Source organism: Endozoicomonas ascidiicola, from assembly GCF_001646945.1.
GTDB lineage: Bacteria > Pseudomonadota > Gammaproteobacteria > Pseudomonadales > Endozoicomonadaceae > Endozoicomonas > Endozoicomonas ascidiicola.
In genome coordinates this window covers 710,720-733,049 of record NZ_LUTV01000002.1, presented here as the reverse complement: position 1 = coordinate 733,049, position 22,330 = coordinate 710,720, and the positions used below count along the sequence as shown (strand labels likewise).

The 22,330-nt window shown below is 46.4% G+C and carries 23 protein-coding genes; 6 read left to right on the top strand and 17 right to left on the bottom strand.

What is annotated here, in order from left to right; all coding sequences use genetic code 11:
• Positions 1–35: 35 nt before the first annotated feature.
• The 7 genes from atpA to AKL11_RS07035 all read right to left on the bottom strand — a co-directional run bounded on the left by atpA (position 36) and on the right by AKL11_RS07035 (position 6,226).
• Positions 36–1,580 (bottom strand): F0F1 ATP synthase subunit alpha, encoded by a 1,545-nt coding sequence (gene atpA, locus AKL11_RS07065; protein WP_067515880.1) that lies wholly within the window; start codon positions 1,578–1,580, stop codon positions 36–38.
• Between the two features lie 288 nt (positions 1,581–1,868).
• Complete coding sequence (locus tag AKL11_RS07060) at positions 1,869–2,402, bottom strand: F0F1 ATP synthase subunit delta (protein ID WP_095210234.1); 534 nt, start codon at positions 2,400–2,402, stop codon at positions 1,869–1,871.
• A 14-nt stretch (positions 2,403–2,416) separates the two neighbouring features.
• A complete protein-coding gene (locus tag AKL11_RS07055) occupies positions 2,417–2,887 on the bottom strand; it encodes a F0F1 ATP synthase subunit B (RefSeq protein ID WP_067515878.1) in 471 nt (156 codons plus the stop codon).
• 224 nt (positions 2,888–3,111) lie between these two features.
• Positions 3,112–3,363, bottom strand: coding sequence for a F0F1 ATP synthase subunit C (atpE, locus tag AKL11_RS07050; RefSeq protein ID WP_067515877.1), 252 nt, complete (start codon positions 3,361–3,363; stop codon positions 3,112–3,114).
• 111 nt (positions 3,364–3,474) lie between these two features.
• Complete coding sequence (gene atpB / locus AKL11_RS07045; protein WP_067515876.1) at positions 3,475–4,356, bottom strand: F0F1 ATP synthase subunit A; 882 nt, start codon at positions 4,354–4,356, stop codon at positions 3,475–3,477.
• Positions 4,357–4,527: 171 nt separating this feature from the next.
• A complete protein-coding gene (locus AKL11_RS07040) occupies positions 4,528–5,004 on the bottom strand; it encodes a F0F1 ATP synthase subunit I (protein ID WP_245673251.1) in 477 nt (158 codons plus the stop codon).
• 328 nt (positions 5,005–5,332) lie between these two features.
• Positions 5,333–6,226: a LysR substrate-binding domain-containing protein gene (locus AKL11_RS07035; protein WP_067515875.1), complete on the bottom strand. Its 894-nt coding sequence runs from the start codon at positions 6,224–6,226 to the stop codon at positions 5,333–5,335.
• A 732-nt stretch (positions 6,227–6,958) separates the two neighbouring features.
• On the opposite strand from AKL11_RS07035, the gene AKL11_RS07025 reads away from it, so the two are divergent.
• Both AKL11_RS07025 and AKL11_RS07020 read left to right on the top strand, forming a co-directional pair.
• On the top strand, positions 6,959–7,576 hold the full coding sequence (locus tag AKL11_RS07025; RefSeq protein ID WP_067515873.1) for an outer membrane beta-barrel protein: 618 nt from the start codon (positions 6,959–6,961) through the stop codon (positions 7,574–7,576).
• Positions 7,577–7,671: 95 nt separating this feature from the next.
• Positions 7,672–8,322, top strand: coding sequence for a LysE family translocator (locus AKL11_RS07020; protein ID WP_067515872.1), 651 nt, complete (start codon positions 7,672–7,674; stop codon positions 8,320–8,322).
• A 2-nt stretch (positions 8,323–8,324) separates the two neighbouring features.
• Here AKL11_RS07020 and AKL11_RS07015 read toward each other — a convergent pair whose 3' ends face one another.
• Positions 8,325–9,728 carry a TrkH family potassium uptake protein gene (locus tag AKL11_RS07015; RefSeq protein ID WP_301335650.1) on the bottom strand — a complete coding sequence of 468 codons (1,404 nt, stop codon included), beginning with the start codon at positions 9,726–9,728 and terminating at the stop codon, positions 8,325–8,327.
• Between the two features lie 261 nt (positions 9,729–9,989).
• Here AKL11_RS07015 and AKL11_RS07010 point away from each other — a divergent pair, with 261 nt between their 5' ends.
• A complete protein-coding gene (locus AKL11_RS07010) occupies positions 9,990–10,829 on the top strand; it encodes a hypothetical protein (RefSeq protein ID WP_067515871.1) in 840 nt (279 codons plus the stop codon).
• On the opposite strand, the gene AKL11_RS07005 is transcribed toward AKL11_RS07010, so the two are convergent.
• The 3 genes from AKL11_RS07005 to AKL11_RS06995 are packed head-to-tail and all read right to left on the bottom strand — an operon-like array spanning position 10,826 to position 14,081.
• Positions 10,826–11,674, bottom strand: a complete 849-nt coding sequence (locus tag AKL11_RS07005) for an ABC transporter ATP-binding protein (protein WP_067515870.1) — start codon at positions 11,672–11,674, stop codon at positions 10,826–10,828. The genes AKL11_RS07010 and AKL11_RS07005 overlap by 4 nt on opposite strands.
• Before the next feature lie 34 nt (positions 11,675–11,708).
• A complete protein-coding gene (locus AKL11_RS07000; RefSeq protein WP_095210233.1) occupies positions 11,709–12,728 on the bottom strand; it encodes an ABC transporter permease in 1,020 nt (339 codons plus the stop codon).
• Between the two features lie 27 nt (positions 12,729–12,755).
• A complete protein-coding gene (locus AKL11_RS06995; protein ID WP_245673278.1) occupies positions 12,756–14,081 on the bottom strand; it encodes a CmpA/NrtA family ABC transporter substrate-binding protein in 1,326 nt (441 codons plus the stop codon).
• Between the two features lie 439 nt (positions 14,082–14,520).
• Between AKL11_RS06995 and can the strand changes: the two genes are divergently transcribed.
• The 3 genes from can to AKL11_RS06980 all read left to right on the top strand — a co-directional run bounded on the left by can (position 14,521) and on the right by AKL11_RS06980 (position 16,286).
• Complete coding sequence (can, locus tag AKL11_RS06990) at positions 14,521–15,168, top strand: carbonate dehydratase (protein WP_067515868.1); 648 nt, start codon at positions 14,521–14,523, stop codon at positions 15,166–15,168.
• Positions 15,169–15,243: 75 nt separating this feature from the next.
• Complete coding sequence (locus AKL11_RS06985) at positions 15,244–15,657, top strand: hypothetical protein (protein ID WP_067515867.1); 414 nt, start codon at positions 15,244–15,246, stop codon at positions 15,655–15,657.
• Between the two features lie 95 nt (positions 15,658–15,752).
• Positions 15,753–16,286 (top strand): cytochrome b, encoded by a 534-nt coding sequence (locus AKL11_RS06980; RefSeq protein ID WP_067515866.1) that lies wholly within the window; start codon positions 15,753–15,755, stop codon positions 16,284–16,286.
• Positions 16,287–16,335: 49 nt separating this feature from the next.
• Here AKL11_RS06980 and AKL11_RS06975 read toward each other — a convergent pair whose 3' ends face one another.
• From AKL11_RS06975 to AKL11_RS06950, 6 genes are all read right to left on the bottom strand, one after another.
• Positions 16,336–17,427, bottom strand: a complete 1,092-nt coding sequence (locus AKL11_RS06975; protein ID WP_157673450.1) for a polyamine ABC transporter substrate-binding protein — start codon at positions 17,425–17,427, stop codon at positions 16,336–16,338.
• 64 nt (positions 17,428–17,491) lie between these two features.
• Positions 17,492–18,529 (bottom strand): histone deacetylase family protein, encoded by a 1,038-nt coding sequence (locus tag AKL11_RS06970; protein WP_067515865.1) that lies wholly within the window; start codon positions 18,527–18,529, stop codon positions 17,492–17,494.
• Between the two features lie 104 nt (positions 18,530–18,633).
• Positions 18,634–19,686 carry a Fic family protein gene (locus AKL11_RS06965; protein ID WP_067515864.1) on the bottom strand — a complete coding sequence of 351 codons (1,053 nt, stop codon included), beginning with the start codon at positions 19,684–19,686 and terminating at the stop codon, positions 18,634–18,636.
• A 241-nt stretch (positions 19,687–19,927) separates the two neighbouring features.
• Positions 19,928–20,353 (bottom strand): YajG family lipoprotein, encoded by a 426-nt coding sequence (locus tag AKL11_RS06960; protein ID WP_067515863.1) that lies wholly within the window; start codon positions 20,351–20,353, stop codon positions 19,928–19,930.
• Positions 20,354–20,383: 30 nt separating this feature from the next.
• Complete coding sequence (gene truC, locus AKL11_RS06955) at positions 20,384–21,139, bottom strand: tRNA pseudouridine(65) synthase TruC (RefSeq protein ID WP_245673254.1); 756 nt, start codon at positions 21,137–21,139, stop codon at positions 20,384–20,386.
• Between the two features lie 58 nt (positions 21,140–21,197).
• Complete coding sequence (locus tag AKL11_RS06950) at positions 21,198–22,088, bottom strand: DMT family transporter (protein WP_157673449.1); 891 nt, start codon at positions 22,086–22,088, stop codon at positions 21,198–21,200.
• Positions 22,089–22,330: the final 242 nt, after the last annotated feature.

Below are 22,330 nucleotides of genomic sequence, written 5' to 3'. Positions count from 1 at the left end.
CGGTTTTCCCAGCAAGGGAAAGCCGACAATATCAATCACCAAGTCTGGGTAGCCTTGAACTTCTCAATGACTTCTTTCAGGCCAGCTTCAATCTCGCCGTTGTAGTCACCGGATTCATTGATCTTCGCCATCAGAGCTGCGTGCTCTGCATTGGCATAACTGATCAACGCGCCTTCAAAGGCACCAATCTTGTTCAGGGCAACGTCTGCAAGATAACCTTTCTCTGCAGCGAAAATCACCAGACCCATTGTTGCAACCGACATCGGCGCATACTGAGTCTGCTTCATCAGCTCGGTAACTCGCTGACCGTGTTCCAGCTGCTTACGGGTCGCTTCGTCCAGATCGGAAGCAAACTGGGCAAATGCCTGAAGTTCACGATACTGAGCCAACGCCAGACGAATACCGCCACCCAATTTCTTGATGATCTTGGTCTGAGCAGCACCACCTACCCGGGATACGGACACACCGGCGTTCATCGCAGGACGAATACCCGCGTTGAACAGGTCAGTTTCCAGGAAGATCTGACCGTCGGTAATAGAGATTACGTTGGTCGGTACGAAAGCAGATACGTCACCCGCTTGCGTTTCAATGATTGGCAGCGCAGTCAGGGAACCGGTTTTGCCTTTCACTTCGCCGTTGGTGAACTTTTCAACGTAGTCTGTATTAACTCGAGCTGCACGCTCCAGAAGACGAGAGTGAAGATAGAAGACGTCACCCGGGTATGCTTCACGGCCTGGTGGACGACGGAGCAGCAGGGAGATTTGACGATAAGCCCAAGCTTGTTTAGTCAGATCATCATAAACGATCAGAGCGTCTTCACCGCGGTCACGGAAGTATTCACCCATGGAGCAACCAGCGAATGGTGCCAGGAATTGCATAGCCGCAGGGTCAGAAGCACCGGCAGCAACCACAATGGTGTGGTCCATCGCGCCGTGTTCTTCCAGCTTCCGCACTACGTTAGCAATGGTGGATTGCTTCTGACCAATCGCAACGTAGACACACTTAACGCCAGTGCCTTTCTGGTTGATGATGGCATCGATAGCGAGTGCGGTTTTACCGGTCTGACGGTCACCGATGATCAGCTCACGCTGGCCGCGACCGATTGGCACCATGGCATCTACCGCTTTATAACCAGTCTGAACGGGTTCATCAACTGGCTGACGTGCGATTACGCCTGGAGCTACTTTTTCAATAGGAGAAGTTTGCGTGGTGTTGAGTGCACCTTTTCCATCAATCGGAGTACCCAGTGCGTCGACAACGCGACCCAGCAGTTCGTTACCTACTGGCACTTCAAGGATTCGGCCGGTGCATTGTACTTTCTGGCCTTCTGCCAGATCACCGTAGTCACCAAGAACTACTGTACCAACAGAGTCGCGCTCAAGGTTCAGTGCCATGCCGTAAACATTGCCCGGGAATTTAATCATCTCCCCGTACATGGCATCAGCCAGACCATGAATACGTACAATACCGTCAGTTACGCTGACAATCGTGCCCTCATTCTGGGCTTCACTGGACACATCAAGTTGCTCAATTCGGCTCTTGATGATGTCACTGATCTCGGAAGGATTCAGTTGCTGCATAGCTTACCTGCCTCACTCTACCGCAAAAAATACAGTCTTATGCCCGTCGCCTTTGAAGTTGCTACTTTGTTGGCTGCTCTCACTCACCCCAGTCACTTAGCTATCTAAGCTCCTGGGATTCGCTCCCTTGCCGCCGCGTATCAACTCCAAATCCTTTGGGCTTAAATTCTCTAAACCGACGCTATCGCCTGCTGCCAATGGCCATGAACTTTGTTGCTGATGCACATGATGAGTAAAACTGTACCTTTACGGTTCATGAGCGCCGTGGCTCCATGAAAGGTTCAATACTCAGGAAATCATCGCATCGGCCAGCTTGTTCAGCCGGGCGCGGAGACTGCCATCAATGACCATGTCACCCGCTTTGACGATAACGCCACCTATAATTTTACTGTCGATTTCTGTCTCCAATTGGACAGAACGCCCTAGACGGGCCGCCATTTTTTCAGCCAGCTTATCTTGCTGTGCCTGACTCAACGGATAGGCTGAAGTCACAAATACCTTTTGGGAGCGTTCTTCTTCTGCTCTCAACTGGGCGTACAGAACCGCGATTTCAGGCAATAGCTGCAAACGACGATGTTCTGACAATACCCGCAGGTAGTTTTCAAACGACTTATCCAGACTGTCCTGGCAAAGCCCGATAATAATATCTGCCTGCTGTGCGCCACTCAGTTGAGGGTTGCTCAGCATATCAACTACTTTCTGGTACGCGGTCACGCTGGCACTTAGTGACAGCATTTCAGACCAGCGAGCCAGTAGCGACTCATTACGGGCATACTCAAACGCCGCTTTGGCGTAAGGGCGGGCACATGTGGTTAATTCCATGATCTCCTGCCCTCTTAAAGTTCAGACGCCAAGTCATCAACCAGCTTACCATTTGCCGCTTCATCCAGACGTTCGCCCAGAATACGTTCGGCACCGGCTACTGCCAGCGTGGCCACCTGGGTACGAAGGGCTTCACGGGCACGGTTGGCATCCTGCTCAATTTCAGCAGCTGCCGCAGCCTTGAGGCGATCGCCTTCGGCACGAGCCTGTTCTTTTGCTTCGTCTACAATCTGACTTGCACGTTTGTTCGCCAGCTCAAGAATACCCTGAGCTTCCACTCTGGCTTCTTTCAGCAGTTCAGCGACTTTTTCATTGGCTTGAGCCAGGTCATTTTCTGCTTTATCAGCAGCAGCCAGACCATCGGCTATTTTTTTCTGTCGGTCGCTCAGTATCTGTGTCAGCGGTGGCCATACATATTTCATGCAGAACCACACAAAGAACATAAAAGCGATGGATTGGCCGATCAGAGTTGCATTTAAATTCACGCCACCACCTCTTGCTTCTTGTTAATGTCGTTGGCTCGTCTCAGAGCCTTGCCTTCCGACTTTCAGTACCAATACTTTATACAACTGCGGGCTAATGCTTTCACAGTAAGCCCGCCTATCGAAAAGTACTACGTACTTTCCTGGCGTCATTTTCGCTAAAAATCTTTATAAGAATTTAGAGCTACTCATAACGCGTCAGGCCAGTCGGGCATTAACGTCTTTGCTTACAGCAGTCCAACGAACGGGTTAGCAAAGGTGAAGAACAGGGCGATACCAACGGCAATCATTGGGATCGCATCAAGCAGACCCGCTACGATGAACATTTTGGTTTGCAGCATTGGTGCAGTTTCAGGCTGACGGGCACACCCTTCCAGAAACTTGCCACCCAGAAGTGCAAAGCCAATACCAGTTGCTAGTGCAGCCACACCCAACATAATTGCAACACTGATTACAGTCAGTCCTACTACCAGTTCCATATTTCCTCCCGACTTTTCAGGTCGTGTGTTGTGAGATTTAGTGGTTAGTCGTCGTTAATCTATCCAGTGGGCAAACTGCTTTCACACTCTGCCCACTTACCTTTCTATCACTCAGTGATCTTCATGAACGCTGCTCAGATAAACAATAGTCAGTGTCATGAAGATGTAAGCCTGAAGGGTAATAACCAGAATGTGCAGCACGGCCCAGCCAAAGTGCAATGGCAGCTGTGCGTAACCAATCATGGCAATCAGGATAAATATCAGTTCACCGGCATACATGTTGCCGAACAGTCGAAGACCCAGAGAAACGGGTTTCGCTAATAGAGAGACAGTTTCCAGCAGCAGGTTGATTGGAATCAGGACAACCTTGGCTACCGGGTTCTTACTGGAGAACGGGTGCAGAGCCAGATCGGCAAATAAACCACCGATGCCTTTTACCTTGATCCAGAAGAAAATCATGATAAAGAACACACTGATGGACATCGACATAGTGATGTTCGGGTCAGTGGATGGCACGATCTTCATATAAGGAACACCTGCCAACGTGGCAAGCCCCGGAATCCAGTCAACCGGAATCAGGTCCATCAAGTTCATGAAGAAAATCCAGACGAAGATGGTCAACGCCAATGGCGCTATCATCGGATTTTTGCCGTGGAACGATTCGCGAACGCTGGTATCAATGAATTCAATAATGGATTCAATAGCATTCTGCAGGCCACCGGGAACGCCAGTAGTCGCACGCTTAGCCACATAGCGGAACAGCAATACAAAGGCGAACCCGAGAAATACGGACCAAAGCATGCTGTCTACATGAATCGCCCAAAAACCCATCTCTTTGGCTTCCGCCGACGTGATGGCGAACGTCCAGGTTGGCTCAGTCAGAACTCCCTGAGCATTTCCATAGTTGTCGATACGCTCATAACCAGCAGGCAGCTGACCATACGTCAAATTCTGCAAGTGGTGCTGTATGTATTCAGTAGCAGTATTTGCCATGGTTATTCCTGTAAACCGTCCATCATACTTCTTACTTTCAAAGCTAATTCAAGCGCTCAACTCCGCCTCTAAGAGGCATCCTGTCATAACTTGAAGTAACTCTTCCACCTAACTTTCCAGCTAACTCAGCACAACAGTTCAAACTGTTTTTTTATCCACACTTTCATTAGTTCAACTTTGCCGGCGAACCACCAGCAATGGTGCAAACCAACTGACCGACTGAACTGCGACAAACGCGCCAAACAGTGCCAGCGGCTCTATCGGTTTTACCTGTGTAAAAATCAGAATAAAACCGACGGTGGTCAACACCAACTTGCCTGCTTCTCCACGATAGAATGAGCTGACAATTTGTTTTGCGGAGCGAGCTCCGCGATACCGAAATGCTTTGCCAACAAAGTACGCATTTGGCAATGCACAGCACAAACCACCCAACAAGGATGACAGCGCAAAATAAGTTCCCAGGGGGAGCAGTGCAAGAGTGAGCACTGTACAGACAGCAAACTGAGCCACAACAACTCGGTAAACCGGTGGTGACTGAAGCCATGCGTATTGGCGGCGATCAGTATGAACCGTTTTGTTTTTCCAAAAACCGGCCCACTCATCACTACGCATTGCCATTTGGTGCTTCCAGGCTTTTGCTTCTGACATACTTCCGTTACTACAGCTCGAACTCTTGTATCTCAAGAGAACCGGGAGTAAATGATTACCGCTTACACATCGCACAACTGTCTTTTACGAACAATATTGGAATGTGTCAGCATCTGTTATTAGTGTGATGAATTCCGACATCCCAGCGGGCTGCATTATATTGGTATTACTACCTACATTCAACTGCAACAGCACTTGTACCTGTGAAATTTAATACTGAAAATACCGGTTAACCGGGCTCAAACCATCACACCGCTTAGTGCAAGATAGAACTTATGCAACTTAAACTTGTTGAATTTTTTACAAATCAACAAGCGATCAACGCAACCTACAGAGGGCTCCAACCGACAATAAAATCACAGAGCTGCTCAAAAACTGCACTTCGGTACTTTTTTTTGTGCGCGATTAGATAGAAATGACGTTTGAGGTTTAACCCGATGACTCCGATAGTCGCCATATGTCCACTATCCAGTGCAGATTTTGCCGCAAGGCTGGATATACAAGCGATACCAACACCATCACTGACCGCCTGTTTGACCGCTTCAGAGCGATTTAAAATCATCGCTACTTTCGGTGAGTTCAATTGAGGCGCTATCATTTCATCGAACAGTTCTCGTGTACCTGACCCCTGCTCTCTCAGCACCCAGAACTCATCGGACAACGCGGTAAGCGGAATATTGCTTTTGTTTGCCAGAGGGTGGCCTGGTCTGCAAATGATGACTAACTCATCCGCCAGCCAGGTAGTAACGGCAATATCCGGATGAACGCAGGTGCCCTCAACCACCGCCAGATCAATTTTGAAATCCAGAATCCTCTGTTCGATAACACGGGTGTTATCGATATCCATTTCGACTCTGACCCCCTGATTCTCTTTGCTGAATTTAGACAACATTTTTGGCAATAGATTATTACCAATCGTTGAGCTTGCATTCATGACCAGCAAGCCGGACTTATAGGAACCTGTGCCTGCAAATTGCATTTCCAGCTCTTTTGCCCGATCAATCAGTTCACAGGCTTTTGGCAATAACGCTCTGCCAGCATCATTCATTTTGAGACCAGCGCCCTGGTTTCGATCGAATAGAGGGCCTAAATGCTTTTCCAATTCAGATAACGCCATACTGGCGGCGGGTTGTGAAATATAGAGACTTTCAGCGGCACCGGTCACGCGGCCAAACTGGGCAACGGCACGAAATATTTCCAGCTGGCGCAAGGTAATATGCATTTGATGACAACTCGATCACATCAATCAACAATATAAATCAATTTTGAACACTTGAATTGATAATTCTTTAATAAATTGCAGATAAACAGCCCTCTTTCATGCAAAGCCATAGTACCATTCAATTCTGAAAATCAGGCTATAAGCATACTTTATAGGGTGGCAAAGTTTTATTGATTTTTTAAGTTCTGCAAGCATTCCTATACTCCACCCCATTATCACCCCGGAAGCTGAATGCTTTCAGTTATCACGAGCTATACCATGAAAAATAGTGGCATCGAAGGTTGGGTCGAGCTTAAAAGACGTACTCCTTATATGGAAACCATCTTGGCCTGCAGACGAATTACCAGAAAGACGACACCATGGAATGACATGGCGCTTTTCTTTAAAGAAGCAGACAAACATATTAAGTAGTTTTACATGCCTTCTAAAAGCCATTAAGTAATGATTAAATTTCTTAATGGCTTTTTTATTTGCTCATTGCCTTCCATAAAGTCATCTATCATTTCAAAAAGTCTTTTTATTCCCAATAAAACTATACTGCTACGGCTTTGTTTGTAAGGCCTAGCAAGAAATCATAACTATAAAACATCTGTGATTTTGGCGAATTTAACACATCTGAACTATAAGAATTCTCTATATCTAGCCAGTAGGTAGCGCAAACTAATCGGTGTTTTCCTAATGGCTGTTTATAAATCCTACGAGTCCTGATATGGAAGATTTTTGGAATTCCCCATGAAAAAGCTCACCACGCTATGTACAGCTATTACTGCGATCACTATCTCTGCTGCTATGGCAGAATGGAATGAAGATGACATTTTTGTTGGTCTGGAAGCAGGATATGGTCAGACTAAAGTAAAGGCCAGTTCCTTTGGATCAAAGAAGGATGATGATACATCAGCATATGGTTTAAGGGTTGGCAGCTTCTGGGATGATGAAGTAAGAGGCTATATAACAGTCAGCCAGTACAAGCCTGATGATATAAAACTGCGTTCTGGTGGCAAGGAGCTTAAAGTTAAAAGTATCAAACAGACAAACCTTTTACTTTCTGCAGACTATCTTTTCATGCAAGGCTCTGACTTCCAGCCATTTATCGGTGGGACTCTTGGCATGACAGAAATCCAGGGTAAAGGCAAAACAAGCATGGATTCTGCCAGCTATAAAAAGAGCTGGAATTTCGCTTATGGCGTCCAAGGTGGTGCCCTATTTCAAATTGACAATATTGATCTGGAGGCTGGCCTGAGATTTCAAAGCAACAGTGGTGATCATAAATGGAAACATAGTAACGACCACCACAAACTGAAAGTAACTGACTCTCGCCAAATATACGCAGCTGCATCCATCCATTTCTAATGAGTTAATACTCTGACTTTTATTTTTCATCGAACCACCCGAACAGCGACTAAACTCAAGAAGTTTTCTCCTATACAGTGAAGAGACAATCACTCATGTTCGGGTCGTCTCAAACTCTATTTTTCCTGGCCAGCCTGATGCTTGCTTTGGCGCCAGGGCCTGATCTTCTTTATATCATCACTAAAGGGTCTTCTCAGGGAATACTGGCTGGTGTTGTTTCTGCTCTCGGTGTTCACACAGGCGTCTTAGTCCATATCATCATTTCATGCTTGGGCTTTTCTGCATTAATTGCGTCCTCTCCCATTATTTTTTCCGTGATAAAATACGCCGGTGCGATTTATCTTGGATATCTTGGGCTGAAAACCTTATACCCTGAAGTAAGCTCGTGTCATGAAGCCAACATTCGTTGCTCAAAACAGACACTCAGGCACTCCCTGGGGAAAGTTTATCTCCAAGGAATTATGACTGATGTACTGAACCCAAAAGTGATCCTGCTTTTTCTGGCATTTTTCCCTCAATTTATTGACTTAACCAGCCAGTCTGCTCACATTGACATTTTTTACCTTGGGCTTCTTTTTATTGCGATAGCCTTACCCGTCAACATTCTGGTTGGTCTGATCGCAGCAGTGGTTGGTCAATATATAAGCCTGCATTCTAACCATTCACAATTGGGTAAATGGATGTCTGGCACTGCGTTTATTATCTTGAGCATTGGCTGTGCTTTCACATCGCCACCGCCAATGTAAGCCTATCTCTGCCAGTACGCTTTAGTGAACATCACCAGAACGGTAATAATTTCGAGACGCCCCATCAGCATACCAATAGACAGAACCCACTTAGCCATATCCGGTAACGATGAAAAGTTGCCAGCAGGCCCGATAATATCACCAAGCCCCGGGCCAACATTGGCAATGGCCGTCACGGCACCGGTTAGACTGGTAATGAAATCCAAACCCATCAAGCTGAGCAGAAGCGTCATAATGCCCGTCAGCATCAGAAAGAAGAAAGTGAAACCAACAAATGACCGGGTAATCTCGGAAGTGATTGGCTGACCATTGTATTGAATACTAAAGCAGGCTCTTGGGTGGCTCATGAGTTTCAGCTGAACATCCAAAAGCTTCAGCCCCAACTGGAACCGGAAGATTTTTACGCCACCGCTGGTAGAACCAGAACAACCACCAATAAACGACAACAAGAAGAAAGAGGCACCTGCAAAACCGCCCCATAAAGAATAGTCGGTCAGAGCGAAACCTGTGGTACTGATGACAGATGTCGTATTGAAAGCCACCAGCGTTAAGGCCTCAAAAGCAGAATATTCTGAATTCCATATCAGCCACATTGTCATGGTTAACCAGACAAACACCAGCAGCTTTAAAAAACCTCGAACCTGACAATCTTTCCACAACGGCTCTGCACTGCCGGAGAAAAACCGCACCAACAGAACAAATGGTAGGCTCCCTAACAGCATGAATAACGTACCCGTCCAGTGCACTGCCGGATTAGCAAAATTCCCCATGGATGCATCTGAGGTGGAGTAACCACCGGTTGATAAGGTGGTCATGCTGTGATTGATCGCCTCGAAGATCGTCATGCCGCCCAAGTGATAAGCCCAGCCACAGAGAAAAGTCAGCCCGATATAAACCTGCACAATTCGTTTTGCAATGACGCCAGAGCGGGGCATCACCTTCTCCGACCAATCCGAAGATTCGCTCTGAAACAACCTCATCCCACCGACTTTTAGAAAGGGCAAAACCGCAACGGCCATTACGATAAAACCAATACCGCCAAGCCATTGCAGAACAGATCGCCACATCAGAATGCCAGGATTCATGCTGTCCAGACCCACCAACACCGTTGAGCCGGTCGTAGTTATGCCAGACATGGTTTCAAAAAAAGCATCCGTAAAACTGATTTCAGTTTCAAAAATAAAAGGTAGTGCTCCAAAAACACACACCATGATCCAACTCAGGTTCGTAAGTAGAAAAATCTCCCTTGAGCGAAGGCCAAATAACTCGGTTCGGCACGATCGCCATAAGGCTAATCCAACACCAAGGGTGATCAGCGGTGAAGCCGTAAAGGCCATCCGATGACTGGGTGTATCAAGAATGACATTCGTCAGAAATGGTATGCACATAAGTGCGGCGAGCGTCATCAATAGTAATCCGATGACGTATAAGACAGGTTTATAATGCATGGTCTTAAAGCAACTTACCTCATCATTCCGATGAGCCATTGCGCAGGATCTTTCGCTGTTGTTTGAGCAGGAATTATTGTCACTTCGATGCTTGCAGTCTGCCTGCATTTACACCTACCTCATCAGTAAAACCTCTTACCCCTTAATAATCTGAACTTTCCCTAGTCAGAAAAGTCTTGTTTATGACGTCATAACTTCCGAGGTTCAAATCGAAACGCCATGTCCATTAATTATTCAGCAATAAGCCAACAGCCCTTCAATACTGCGACGACAGATTCCTCTGTTGCGCCTGAAACAAAGAAAAATAGCAGTGACAAAACTGCGTTCAGACGCACTCTAAGCACCTCTGGTACTGAAAAAAAAATAGAGCCCAGCAAGGTCAATTCTAATCCAAACCAATCCGTTAGGCTTGAAAATAGAGTCCCTTCAAAAGTTGACCGAACTTCTTCCGGAGATAATGAACTTTTAAACAACCCTATGTTCAATAAACGTCGAGAAATTTGCGAAAAAAACTCATCCACTGAGGATGGTAAAGGGGCGTCTTCATACACTCCCAGAGCAACCCAGTTTCAGCCCCTGAAACGCATCCACCCAAAAAGCTTTGGTCATCTAAAAGAAGGTTTTAAAGCAGATGGGGCAGTTGCAGAAAAAGCCAAGCCTCGTCAGGATGCGCCAATACCCACTTCAGTAATGCATAAAAACGAATTCCCCGCATGGATGAAAGACCCGCACAGCAATTCCAAAAGCGATAAAAGAGAACTTGACGAGTTTTTTCAGCGTGCTAGCGATGGCACATTATCAGAAGATGATGCAAAAAACTTTCGTATTGTATCTGATCAAAACTCTCAGGTACTGAAATCAATGACCAATACAGCAACAGGAAACCCTCCCAATGAATCAACATTACTGAGTGCTAAGCCCAACCAGGAAGTATCAGATACTTTCAGCAAGTTAGGCTTAGGGGAATATTTAGCCGATCTGGACAGAGCCATAAACGAGCTCCAGAAAACAGTCGAAAAAAAACCTAACCCGGCGCCTGAGTCAGAAACCGAAATCTAGGCTGCAACGTTCTGTTGCGAGCTTTCACTTACTGTTGAGCCTTTATTCTTGATAAGGCTCTCAACTTTCCTCTGCTTTTCATAGAGAAATTTCAAAACCTCTGAGCGTAACCTTGTGTACTCTGGATCTTGAGCCAGCTCCAGCCTCCCCCTCGGGCGCTCAAGGTTAATTTCCAGAATCTCACCCACCGTTGCTGCCGGGCCATTACTCATCATCACAATACGATCAGACAATAGCACCGCTTCATCCACGTCATGGGTAATCATAATAACGGTGTTGTTTAACTCCTGTTGGATTTCCATCAATGAGTCCTGCATATGGGCTCTTGTCAGAGCATCCAATGCACCAAAGGGCTCATCCATCAAAAGAATTTCAGGTTGCATGGCCAAAGCCCTGGCAATACCAACCCGCTGTTTCATGCCGCCGCTGATTTCATCCGGGCGCTTGTGCATGGCGTGATCCATATGCACTAACTGTAGATTGTGTTCGATCCATTCTTTGATTTCTGATTTGCTTTTCTTACGGCCAAAGACTTGTTTTACCGCCAGCTCAACATTTTGATACGCCGTCAGCCATGGTAATAAAGAATGGTTTTGAAAAACGACCGCCCGTTCAGGCCCGGGTTCAGTAACCTCTTTACCGTTGAGAATCACACCGCCACTGGTTGCCTGCAGCAAGCCGGCAACAATATTCAATACGGTGGATTTGCCACAACCAGAGTGGCCGATCAGTGACACAAACTCACCTTCGGCGATTTTAAGATCTACGCCCTGCAACGCAGTAAATGGCCCTTTCGGTGTTTCAAACACCATGTCGATGTGGCTGATATCCAGTAGTGTACTCATCGCCCGCTCCTTCTATTAATGGCTGGACTTTCTATTAATGACTGCTCTTTGATTTATCCCAGGACGCATAACGCTGGATGCTCAACATGGTTCGATCAAGACCAAAACCAATCACACCAATCACAATCACTGCCACCATAATCCGAGCCAGAGAGTTTGAACTGCCATTCTGAAATTCATCCCACACGAACTTGCCAAGCCCCGGGTTCTGAGCCAACATTTCTGCGGCGATCAACACCATCCAAGCCACACCAAGAGATAGCCGCATGCCTGTGAAAATCATAGGAACAGAAGCCGGTAATACAATTTTCTGTACATGCTTGATGGCCGACAATTTCAATACACGACTAACGTTCACTAAATCATTATCCAGGGATGACACGCCGACCGACGTATTAATCACCATGGGCCATAAGCAGCAGAGCATGACGGTAATCATGGAGTTTAAAAACGACTTGGCCACCAATGGGTCTGGGCTGACATACACTGCACTGACCACCATCGTGACCAACGGCAACCAGGCCAGAGGAGACACAGGTTTAAATATCTGAATCACCGGGTTGACTGCGGCACTCAGCGTTTTATTAAGACCGATGGCAATACCCAGAGGAATCGCAACCATCGCCGCCAAGAGAAACCCACTCATGACAGTAACGAGGCTGGTACCAATTTGATCAAGGAAGGTTTCTTTGCCAGTATACGCACGGATTTTAGGAATGTAGTCAGGGTCTTTCTCCATACGAGCCGCATTGCGTTTTTCCTGCCGCTCATAGAATGCTCCTGCCTTTTCACGCTCCGTTACATGTTCATTATAAAGCGATCCAAACTGTTCCCAAACCACCGCAGGCCCCGGGAATTTACCTAGAGACGTATCGACTTTTTGAGCGCCAGCTGACCAAATCAGCAGGAAAGCAAACACACCAATCAACGGCAAAACCAATATTTGGAATACGGACTTCGGGGTAATGCCTGTTTTACTAACCAAATCGTTCAACAAAGACAACAACGGTTGTTTACTGGATTCAACCTGACCCACTGTAGTGGCTTCTGACATAGTCTGGACTCCTTAATAATGACAGGATTAAATCCTGTCACCTTCCTTCAGCCCGATATTGAACTGGTTGATATAGTCGTTTGGCTTCTGTCCGTTATAGACCAGATTGTCGATAAAGTGGGTCTGCGGCTCACGGAAGCCATCTTCGGTCTCAAAGTCCGGGAAGAATTCAGGCATGGTCAGATCTTCTTCGATCAGGGAAAGCGCTGCTTTGGCGTAGATATCCGGGCGATAGACCTTGGCAGCCAGTTCTTTATACCAATCATCACTTTTGTCTTCAGATATTTGCCCCCAACGGCGCATCTGTGTCAGGTACCAGATGGCGTCGGAGTAGTAAGGGTAGGTTGCGAAGTAGCGGAAAAAGACGTTGAAATCTTCTACCGGACGCTTGTCGCCTTTCTCATACTCAAACGTGCCCGTCATACTGTTGGCAATCACTTCATAGTCCGCACCCACATAGTTTGACTGGGAGAGAATTTCCACCGCTTCAGGGCGGTTGCCATTTTCATTGGCATCCAACCATTGGGCAGCACGAATCAATGCGCGGGTCAGACGAATGGTGGTATTTGGGTACTTCTCATAAAAGCCCTCGGTAATACCAAAAACTTTCTCCGGATTGTTTTTCCAGATTTCATAATCAGTAACCACCGGCACCCCAATATTCTTGAAGACAGCTTGCTGATTCCAAGGCTCACCGACACAGTAGCCATAGATGGTTCCAGCCTCCATAGTAGACGGCATTTGAGGTGGCGGGGTTACTGATAACAGTGCATCGGCGTCTATGTGCCCGGAAGTATCACCTTTATGGGGCGCATAAAAGCCCGGGTGAATACCGCCAGCAGCCAGCCAATAGCGAAGTTCGTAGTTATGGGTCGATACCGGGAACACCATGCCCATGTTGAATGGCTTACCTTCGGATTGGTATTTTTCAACCACCGGTTTTAACGCATCGGCTTTAATGGGATGTTGTGGTCGTCCATCCGCCATTTTTGGAATGTTTGGCTTCATCTGCGCCCAGATTTCATTGGAAACCGTAATACCATTGCCGTTTAAATCCATAGAGAAAGGCGTGATGATATTAGCCTTGGTACCAAAACCCATGGTTGCCGCTAATGGCTGACCGGCCAGCATATGAGCGCCATCCAGCCGACCATCGATAACGCCGTCCAGCAACACCTTCCAGTTCGCCTGAGCTTCGATGGTGACGTAGAGACCTTCATCTTCAAAAAAGCCTTTTTCATAGGCAATGGCGATGGGTGCCATATCGGTGAGTTTGATAAAGCCGATGGTGAGCTCTTCTTTTTCCGGATAGCCCAGCTCTTCTGCGCTGGTTACGGTTGCGGCGCCGACCATCGCTGTTATGGCGACAGCTTTACCCAACTGGGTGACGGTTCTTTTTGATTTTTCTCGTAACGGCTCAAGCCACTTCATTATCCCCTCCTGGAAGTGCTGGCTCTTAGCTCATGCCGTGCTTTCATTTTGCGCATGAGTAAGAAAGGAATGCTTGAAGTGGTTAATGCAGCTAGCGTGCCAAACTGAAAGAAAACTGATAACCAATTGAATTATTGATAAAAAGAGAGAAAAAGAGCCTTGCCACCCAACCGACCTTACCCCGCCAACCTTTGAGAGAGACGATGAGAGTGCATTTCTAAACGGCTGCACACACCTGACGCACCAAATCAGATCGCCAACCTGGTTACAATCCAATTACACTACTCTTCTGGTGTTGTTTCAGGGGAGTTGCTATAACCTCCTGTAAGTAAAAATCAGGAAACGTGGATCAGGAAAGCCTATGCCGAGTCTGGAAAACCTGCTTGAAAAGAATAAACAATGGTCCAAGTCTATTCGTGAGCAACAGCCCGATTTTTTCGAAAATCTCTCAAAACAGCAGGCACCAAAGTACCTCTGGATAGGTTGCTCCGACAGCCGAGTTCCCGCCAACGAGATTGTTGACCTATTGCCAGGCGAATTGTTTGTACACCGTAATGTTGCCAATGTAGTTGTCCACACAGACCTGAACTGCCTCTCCGTTCTGCAATACGCCGTGGATTATCTGAAAGTTGAGCACATTATTGTCACCGGTCATTACGGTTGTGGCGGTGTGCGTGAAGCCATGAATAACTCCAAGCTTGGCTTGATTGATAACTGGCTGAGACACGTTCAGGACGTTAAAAAGAAACATATCCAACTACTAAACAACGCCGGTACCGATGACGAACAGTTCCAAAGGATGTGTGAGCTGAATGTTCTTGAACAAGTATTGAACGTTTGCCAGACCACCATTGTTCAGGATGCCTGGGATAGAGGGCAAAAACTGGCAGTGCACAGTTGGATCTACGGTTTGAAAGATGGTCTGGTCAGTGATCTTGGGCTGACTGTCACTTCAAATGAAGATATCGATGCCAAATACCCGGCGGCTCTGGGAGCGCTTTCCGCTTAGTCCTAATAGTTAGCACTAAAGTCATTTATTTCTAGCTCTATACTTCCACCAATTGATATTGATGGAAGTATTTTAATGCGCTTTTCTTTTCAAACATCCTGCCTCCTAATTTTCGGCTTACTGTTGTCCAGTATTGTTGCCGCAGAAGTAGCTCAGCCCTCTGGCTATTGGTTGTTGGAAAATAGTGATGATGAAAAGCCTTTTGGTAGCCTGAAGTTGGATAAACCCAATCAATTTGCCTTACTGGTCTCTGACAGCAACTGCGAGCTTTATCAAGTCACCGGAAGTGTGCGAGAAAAACAAAACAACTGGGAACTTAAAAGTCAGAACGATCATAGCAATGTATTTATTTTAACCAGAGAGGCCGATCGCATAAAACTGATGGATACCGAAGGTCAATTAATGATGTTTGTACCTTCATCTAAAAAAGATCTGGACCAATCCATTAATAGGATTTCGAGGCAGAACTGTCACCTCTCCGCGTTGTGAACCCCAGATTTTTAATCGCTCGATATAAAAATATATAGCCTAAAATCCACAGAATAAATTACGATATTACGGATAAAAAACAATAGGGTTATCTGATGAGCAGTTCAGAGAAATATACGGTACCCATGCGCCTTATGCACTGGGTTGCTAGCTTGATGATTCTTGCATTGATCGGTGTCGGTTGGTATATGACCGGGCTTGATCGATCCGTCAGCTACAAGTTTGACCTTTATCACTGGCATAAGTCTTTTGGGGTTCTAGTACTGTTTTTATTTGTGGCCCGTCTTGTTATGCGTCACCTCAGTAAAGTACCCGAACTTCCGGCAACCATGCCGAGTCATGAGAAAAAGTTGGGCAGTTTAATACATGTACTGCTTTATCTTTTGATGCTGGCTGTTCCTCTGAGTGGCTACTTGATGTCCAGTGCCGGTGGGCGTGATGTGCCACTGTTCAATCTGGTGATGCCCAGTCTGATGGAAAAAAATGAAGAGCTTGCAGGGGTATTTCATGAGATCCACGTACTGATTCCTTACATTATGCTCGGCATCATTGCTCTTCATATACTGGGCGCTTTAAAGCATCGCTTCTTTGATAAACCAGAGCACGATGTACTTAAAAGAATGATGTAAATCTCACGTAGTTCCAGAAAAAAGCCCTCAATGTGAGGGCTTCTGACTATCAGTTTTTGCTGTCTGTTTTGGCTTTATTCCAAATTCGTGTAATCGAACGAGAAAGCTTCGTTGCCGGTGGTTGCACCACAAACAAGGTGTCCATCAATTCCTGAGATGGGTAAACCCCCGGATTTTTACGCAGAGACTCATCAACGAAAGGTGTCGCCTTTGCATTGGCGTTTGCGTAAGAAACGTAGTTACTGATATCTGCAGTGACTTCAGGCTCCAGAATATAGTTCAGGAATTGATAGCCACTTTCCTTATTCATGGCATCTTTTGGCATAGCCACAAGGTCGTACCACAGTGAGGCGCCTTCTTTTGGAATGAAGTATTGGATATCAACACCGTTTGCTTTCCCTGAAGCCGCTGCCTGAAATACGCCGCCGGAATACCCCATTGCTACACAAAGATCACCGCCCGCCAGACCATCCACAAAACGGGATGAACTGATGTACTGAACATGAGGAATCAGTTTAGCTAGATGATCACCCGCCAGTTTCCAATCCGTTATATTCTTGCTGTTTGGATCTTTGCCAAGGTAAGCAAGAATCGTTGCCAGAACTTCGGTGGGTTCATCCAGAATAGCAACGCCACAGGATGACAGTTTACTGATCTTTTCTGGATCAAAAATGAGAGACCAACTATCCAGCGACGCATCTTCACCCAACACCCCTTTAACTTTTTCCGGGTTATACCCAATACCAGTGGTTCCCCACAGGTAAGGAATGGTGAAGCGATTACCCTGATCAAAAGCAGACAGCTTTTCCATCAGGAAAGGGTCGAGGTTTTTCCAGTTTGGAATTTTGCTACGATCCAGTTCTTCGTAAACACCAGCCTGAATCTGCTTCGGCACAAAGTAGCCAGAAGGCACCACTACATCAAATCCTGAACGGCCAGCCAACAGCTTACCTTCCAGCATTTCATTGCTGTCATACAAACTGTAAGTGACTTCTATACCGGTGGCTTTCTGAAAATCAGACACGGTATTCTCAGCAATATAGTGAGACCAGTTATAGACATTTAACTGTGGTTTCTCTTCTGCCATGACAGACACAGAAACCGCTACAGACAACAAACCAGAAATCAACGCTTTCAACAATTATTACTCCTGCTGAAAGTTAAGCACTTGCAGCCGTGAGGCTGCTCCCCTGTATAGAGCCAGTTTAAGCTCCAAACTTTTTAAAGCCTTCAAGCACATTGACAGTATTTCTGCCAAGGGCATCAACCGCATACCCACCCTCAAAGACAAAGTGAGTCGGTAACTTCAACTCCGCAATTATTTTGCCCATCGTCGTGTAATCATCAGATTGCAATTTGAAGAAGGAGATTGGATCCTGCTCGTAGCTGTCCAGCCCCAGAGAAACCAAAAGCACATCCGGCTGGTAGTTTGAAATGGCATTTATTGCGTTCTGCAATACAGGTTGATAGTCAGACCAATGACTGCCCAGAGCCAGCGGTAGATTCAAGTTGAAACCCTGACCTTCGCCTTCACCAGCTTCATCGGCATAACCCAGAAAGTGCGGATAATCCCATGCCGGGTCAGCGTGAACAGAAGTGAAGAAGACGTCAGATCGATCGTAAAAAATGGATTGAGTGCCATTACCATGATGGTAATCCACATCCAGAATCGCTACGCGTTGGCAACCATTATCCAGATAAGCCTGAGCGGCCATTGCGACATTGTTCAGATAACAATACCCGCCCATTTGATCCTGAGTAGCATGATGCCCAGGTGGACGACAAAGACTAAATACTGAACGCTCACCCTGTTGAATCAGTTGTTGCCCTGTCAGCGCACATTCAGCTGCCGACCAGATAGCCTGCCAGCTGCCTTCGACAAGCGCAGCCGTTAAATCAGAAGAATAAAAACCGAGTTTACCTTCAATATGTTTTGGGCAGATGGCGCGATTACCTCTTACCGGAAAGCAGTAAGGCATGGCTTGTTTGCTATCAGGGTAAGTGGTGAGCCATTGCTGCCAGGCAGTGCTAAGAAACTCCACATACTCAGAGGTGTGAACACGAGCAGCGGTATCCGGGGTAAACGAATGCGGTGCAATCACCGGGCCCAGATTTCGGGCATTGATATGCCTTAATATAATGTCAGTTCGTTCAGCGACTTCAAAGCTGGGGATCAGTTCGCCACTGAGAACTTCCTGCACATTGCAGTGAAGCGCCTGCTGCTCGGAGTAAACGGTGATCATTTCTTAAGAAAACACCTCATTAGTAGTGCGTTAAAAGCTCGAGATTTTATAAAAAGTGCTTTCAGGGGTATACACGCATAAATACGACACAAAAATACTAAAAATTAGCCTGACTGACTCTTTTGCCACTGAGCCCCGCGACCTTTGCCAACCGGTGCTAAAAGCCCTTCTGAGCGCATTTGCTGTACGACTTTTTTCACCAATTCTCGACTGACCGTAGGTATTTGCAGACAGATATCTGCGATGGAAAATGCACGGCGGGTTTGTTCAATAGCCCCCCTGATCAATTGGGATTTTGGCGCTCGGCTACCTTCCCATTGCAGCGTATGGATTTTGTCTTCCATTTCATCATAAGCACGGATCAGGGTGTTCAGGAAGAAATCACACCAGGGCATTGGGTTGTGTGTTCCCTCATGCCAACCTTTAACACTCAGCTGCAACGCTCTTTTGTAAGATTGCTCGTGCCGGACAAACAGTCTCTCAAGGCTGATCAATTCAGCCACTCGATAACCACTCAATGCCAGCATCATCGACATTATGAGCCATGCTATGCGTGAGTTGCCGTCACTGAACGGATGAATGCAGAGAAAGTCCAATACCACGGCTGGAATTAATAACAGAGGTTCTACCTGTTGCTGTAATCCTTCGTGGTAAAGGGCAATCAGCTCTTCCATAGCGCCAGCGATAGAAGATGCAGGGATCGTTCGATAGAGAATACCGACTTTTTGCCCACGAGAGTCTCGCTCAACAATTTCTTTATTAGTGACTCGCCAGCGGCCGCCCTCATGGGGAAGATGATGGTAAAGCATAGTATGCAGTTGGCGGATCAAGCTGACTGATAACGTCATATGCTCGCCCGGCTCTACGACCATGTCCAGGCTGTCACGATAGCCTGCAATCTGGCTTTCAATAGCCAGAACCGGCTGGAATTCCTTATGAACCAACCTACGCACCAACTCTCGGCTGACCGTGATGCCATCAAGGCGGCTGCTGTATTCTACGGATTCCAGCACTGCAATCTGCCGAAGGGTGTCCAATACTTCTGGCTGCTGACGTACCGTCACCAGCTGACGCCCTTTGAATTCTCCCAGCTGACGGAACAGGCCTAGCTGGTAACTGCTAAAGGTGTAATTGGATAAATTTTGCAGTGTCTTCATAGGCCAAAGCGATAAATAATAATTGGTTATTTATCGGGTAATTTATGGGTCGCTGAATATGAGTAGAAAAATGCTTAAATAAATTCAATTATTTAAAACCTAATTCATAATAGGATATTCATTGGATACTTTTTAATCAAACTCGTAATAACACCTAACATCATTACAACGAGTGAAGATAAAGGAAGATTTAACAGAGGAACCCGCAAAGTAGTACTTCACGGGGTTGTAAAGCGAGGTGTTAGTTAGCAAAACCACAAACTGGAACACACATCATGATGCAGATTTCAGCTTCCGGGTCATTGCGACAGGCAGAAGCACAAGCGTTAAATTCACCACCCAAATCCGTGCAGGTATTCTCATCCATGTACTCACATTCCTTATGCTCAGTTACCCATTTGTTTCCCTCAACCGATATGCAGGAGAGCACATTTTCTGGGCCGGTTGCGGTAATCTGAGCAGGGATAGAGCGAGTCATTCTAACATTTTTCAGCACACCAGCTTTGCTGAGCTCCAGAGTTTGCCTGGAAACCATATCAGGGTTCTGTGTGCTTCCGTTGAACTGACGGGTAACCTCTGTATTGGACTGGGCGCTTTCCTGAGTCGCTGCACAACCTGTCAGTAAAAGAGCAAAAGAGACCAGCACTGCGGAAACAACTGTTTTCATTAATATATCCCAAAATGGAAAAGGCGTTATTTAGTCACTGGTCTTAAAGCTTGTCCAGCCAAATCGATCAAAGAGTTGATCCAGGACGGTATCCAGTGATGCAGAGAGTTTAATCGTTTTATTCGTCACCGGGTGAGTCATGGTCATATTGGTGCAGTGAAGTAGCAGCCGGTCAGCCCCAAGGTGAGTCGCAAAATATCGATTATGGTTACCTTTACCGTGTTTGGCGTCACCAATAATAGGGTGTGCGATGTGCTTCATGTGACGTCGAATCTGGTGTTTACGCCCAGTTTTTGGATGTAACTCGACCAGCGAGTAGCGGCTGCAGGGGTACCGGTCAATGGCAACAGGCATTTCAGTAATTGCCAATCGTTCAAATTCTGTCACGGCTTCTTGAGCGGGTTTGTCTTTACGCGCTTTTTTATCAGCTATCTTGTCCAGCTTCTCTTTTAAGGGATGGTCGATGGTACCCGACTCTGGCGCAAAACCTCTCACAACAGCAAGGTAGGTTTTACTGATGCTTCCTTGCTGAAACTGTTCCCCTGCCAAACTGGCTACCTCCGATGACAACGCAAATACCAACACACCGGAAGTGGGTTTATCCAACCTGTGAAGCGGATAAACCTTTTGTCCTATCTGGTCACGCAGCAGTTGAATGGCAAACCGGTTCTCATGGCGATCAATCATAGAACGGTGCACCAGAAGCCCGGAGGGTTTGTTAATGGCAACGAGCCACTCATCCTGATAGATGATATCCAAAGTTTCTTCAGTGACACTGCTCATCATGTCCAACATCCCAACAAATTGCTGCAGAATATAAGCTGCCCCATCCAAATCCAATAGATTAATGGGCGGTTGTCGAGCGACTGCTCAAAGTTCCAACGGTGATGGCGATAAGAATGACGGCACCACCAAGCAGCGTTCTTAAGGATGGTATTTCAGACAGTACAACTGCCGCCAGAATAATACCGTAAACCGGCTCAAGGCAGAGCACCAAACTCACCAATTGTGCTTTGATATGACGCAAACTGGTAAGAAAAAGCAGCAATGGTAACGTTGTACAGATCAATCCAAGAGCCATAATTTCAACACTGAAGTCTGCCAATAAAAACCACTCTGATGTTGGCATGATAAGAAGGGCCGTTACCATTGCTCCAATATTTTGAAGGCACGTGAGCTCCATTGGATCCGACTTCTGAACTCGACTTCGATTTGCCAGTGATAACAGCGCCAGTAAAAGCGCGCTAATTACTCCCCAGATAATGCCTTGTACAATGCCTGACTCACTCGCTATAGAGCTAAATGGAAATATGATGGAGATGCCTGCAACCACACTCATTGCAGTGACAAGATCCAGCTTGCGAAGCTTTTCACGGTAAAAGAATGGCTCAAGGAGAGTTACAAATACAGGAGAGGAGGAAAAGGCCAAAAGACCAATGGCAACTGAAGACACTTGTATGGAGTGAAAGAAAGTAATCCAATGAAACGCCAGGATAGAACCTAAAGCCATATCAACCAAGGTCTGTCGAGTCATCGACAACGACTTTAGTTTTCCAGTAACAGCCATAACCAGAAGAAGAACGATACTGCCAATCAGAGTCCTACCAAATACAATCAGGCTTGGGTCTATCGGTATCAACTTACCAAAAAGACCCGATATGCCAAATAAAATCACCGCAATATGGAGTTTAACTAGTACTCCATCCGACAGCATTTGATAAGAAGATGTGGTCAATCGACCAGCCTTTCTCAAACATCGGATTCGAATGCGAAAGTCACACCAACTAAACTGAGTTTTTTGATTTTCTACAATAAGTAGACAATTTTACACATAGTAACCCACCTCCCTGCTTTGCTCGGGAAAATAGAACTATAGCTTTATCCATGGCTCAAAAAATTAGAATTCTTGCCACAGGTTATCTGCTTATTCTGGCAGCACCGGGTAAAGTCTCTTCAACTTAATCCGGGCATCTTCTG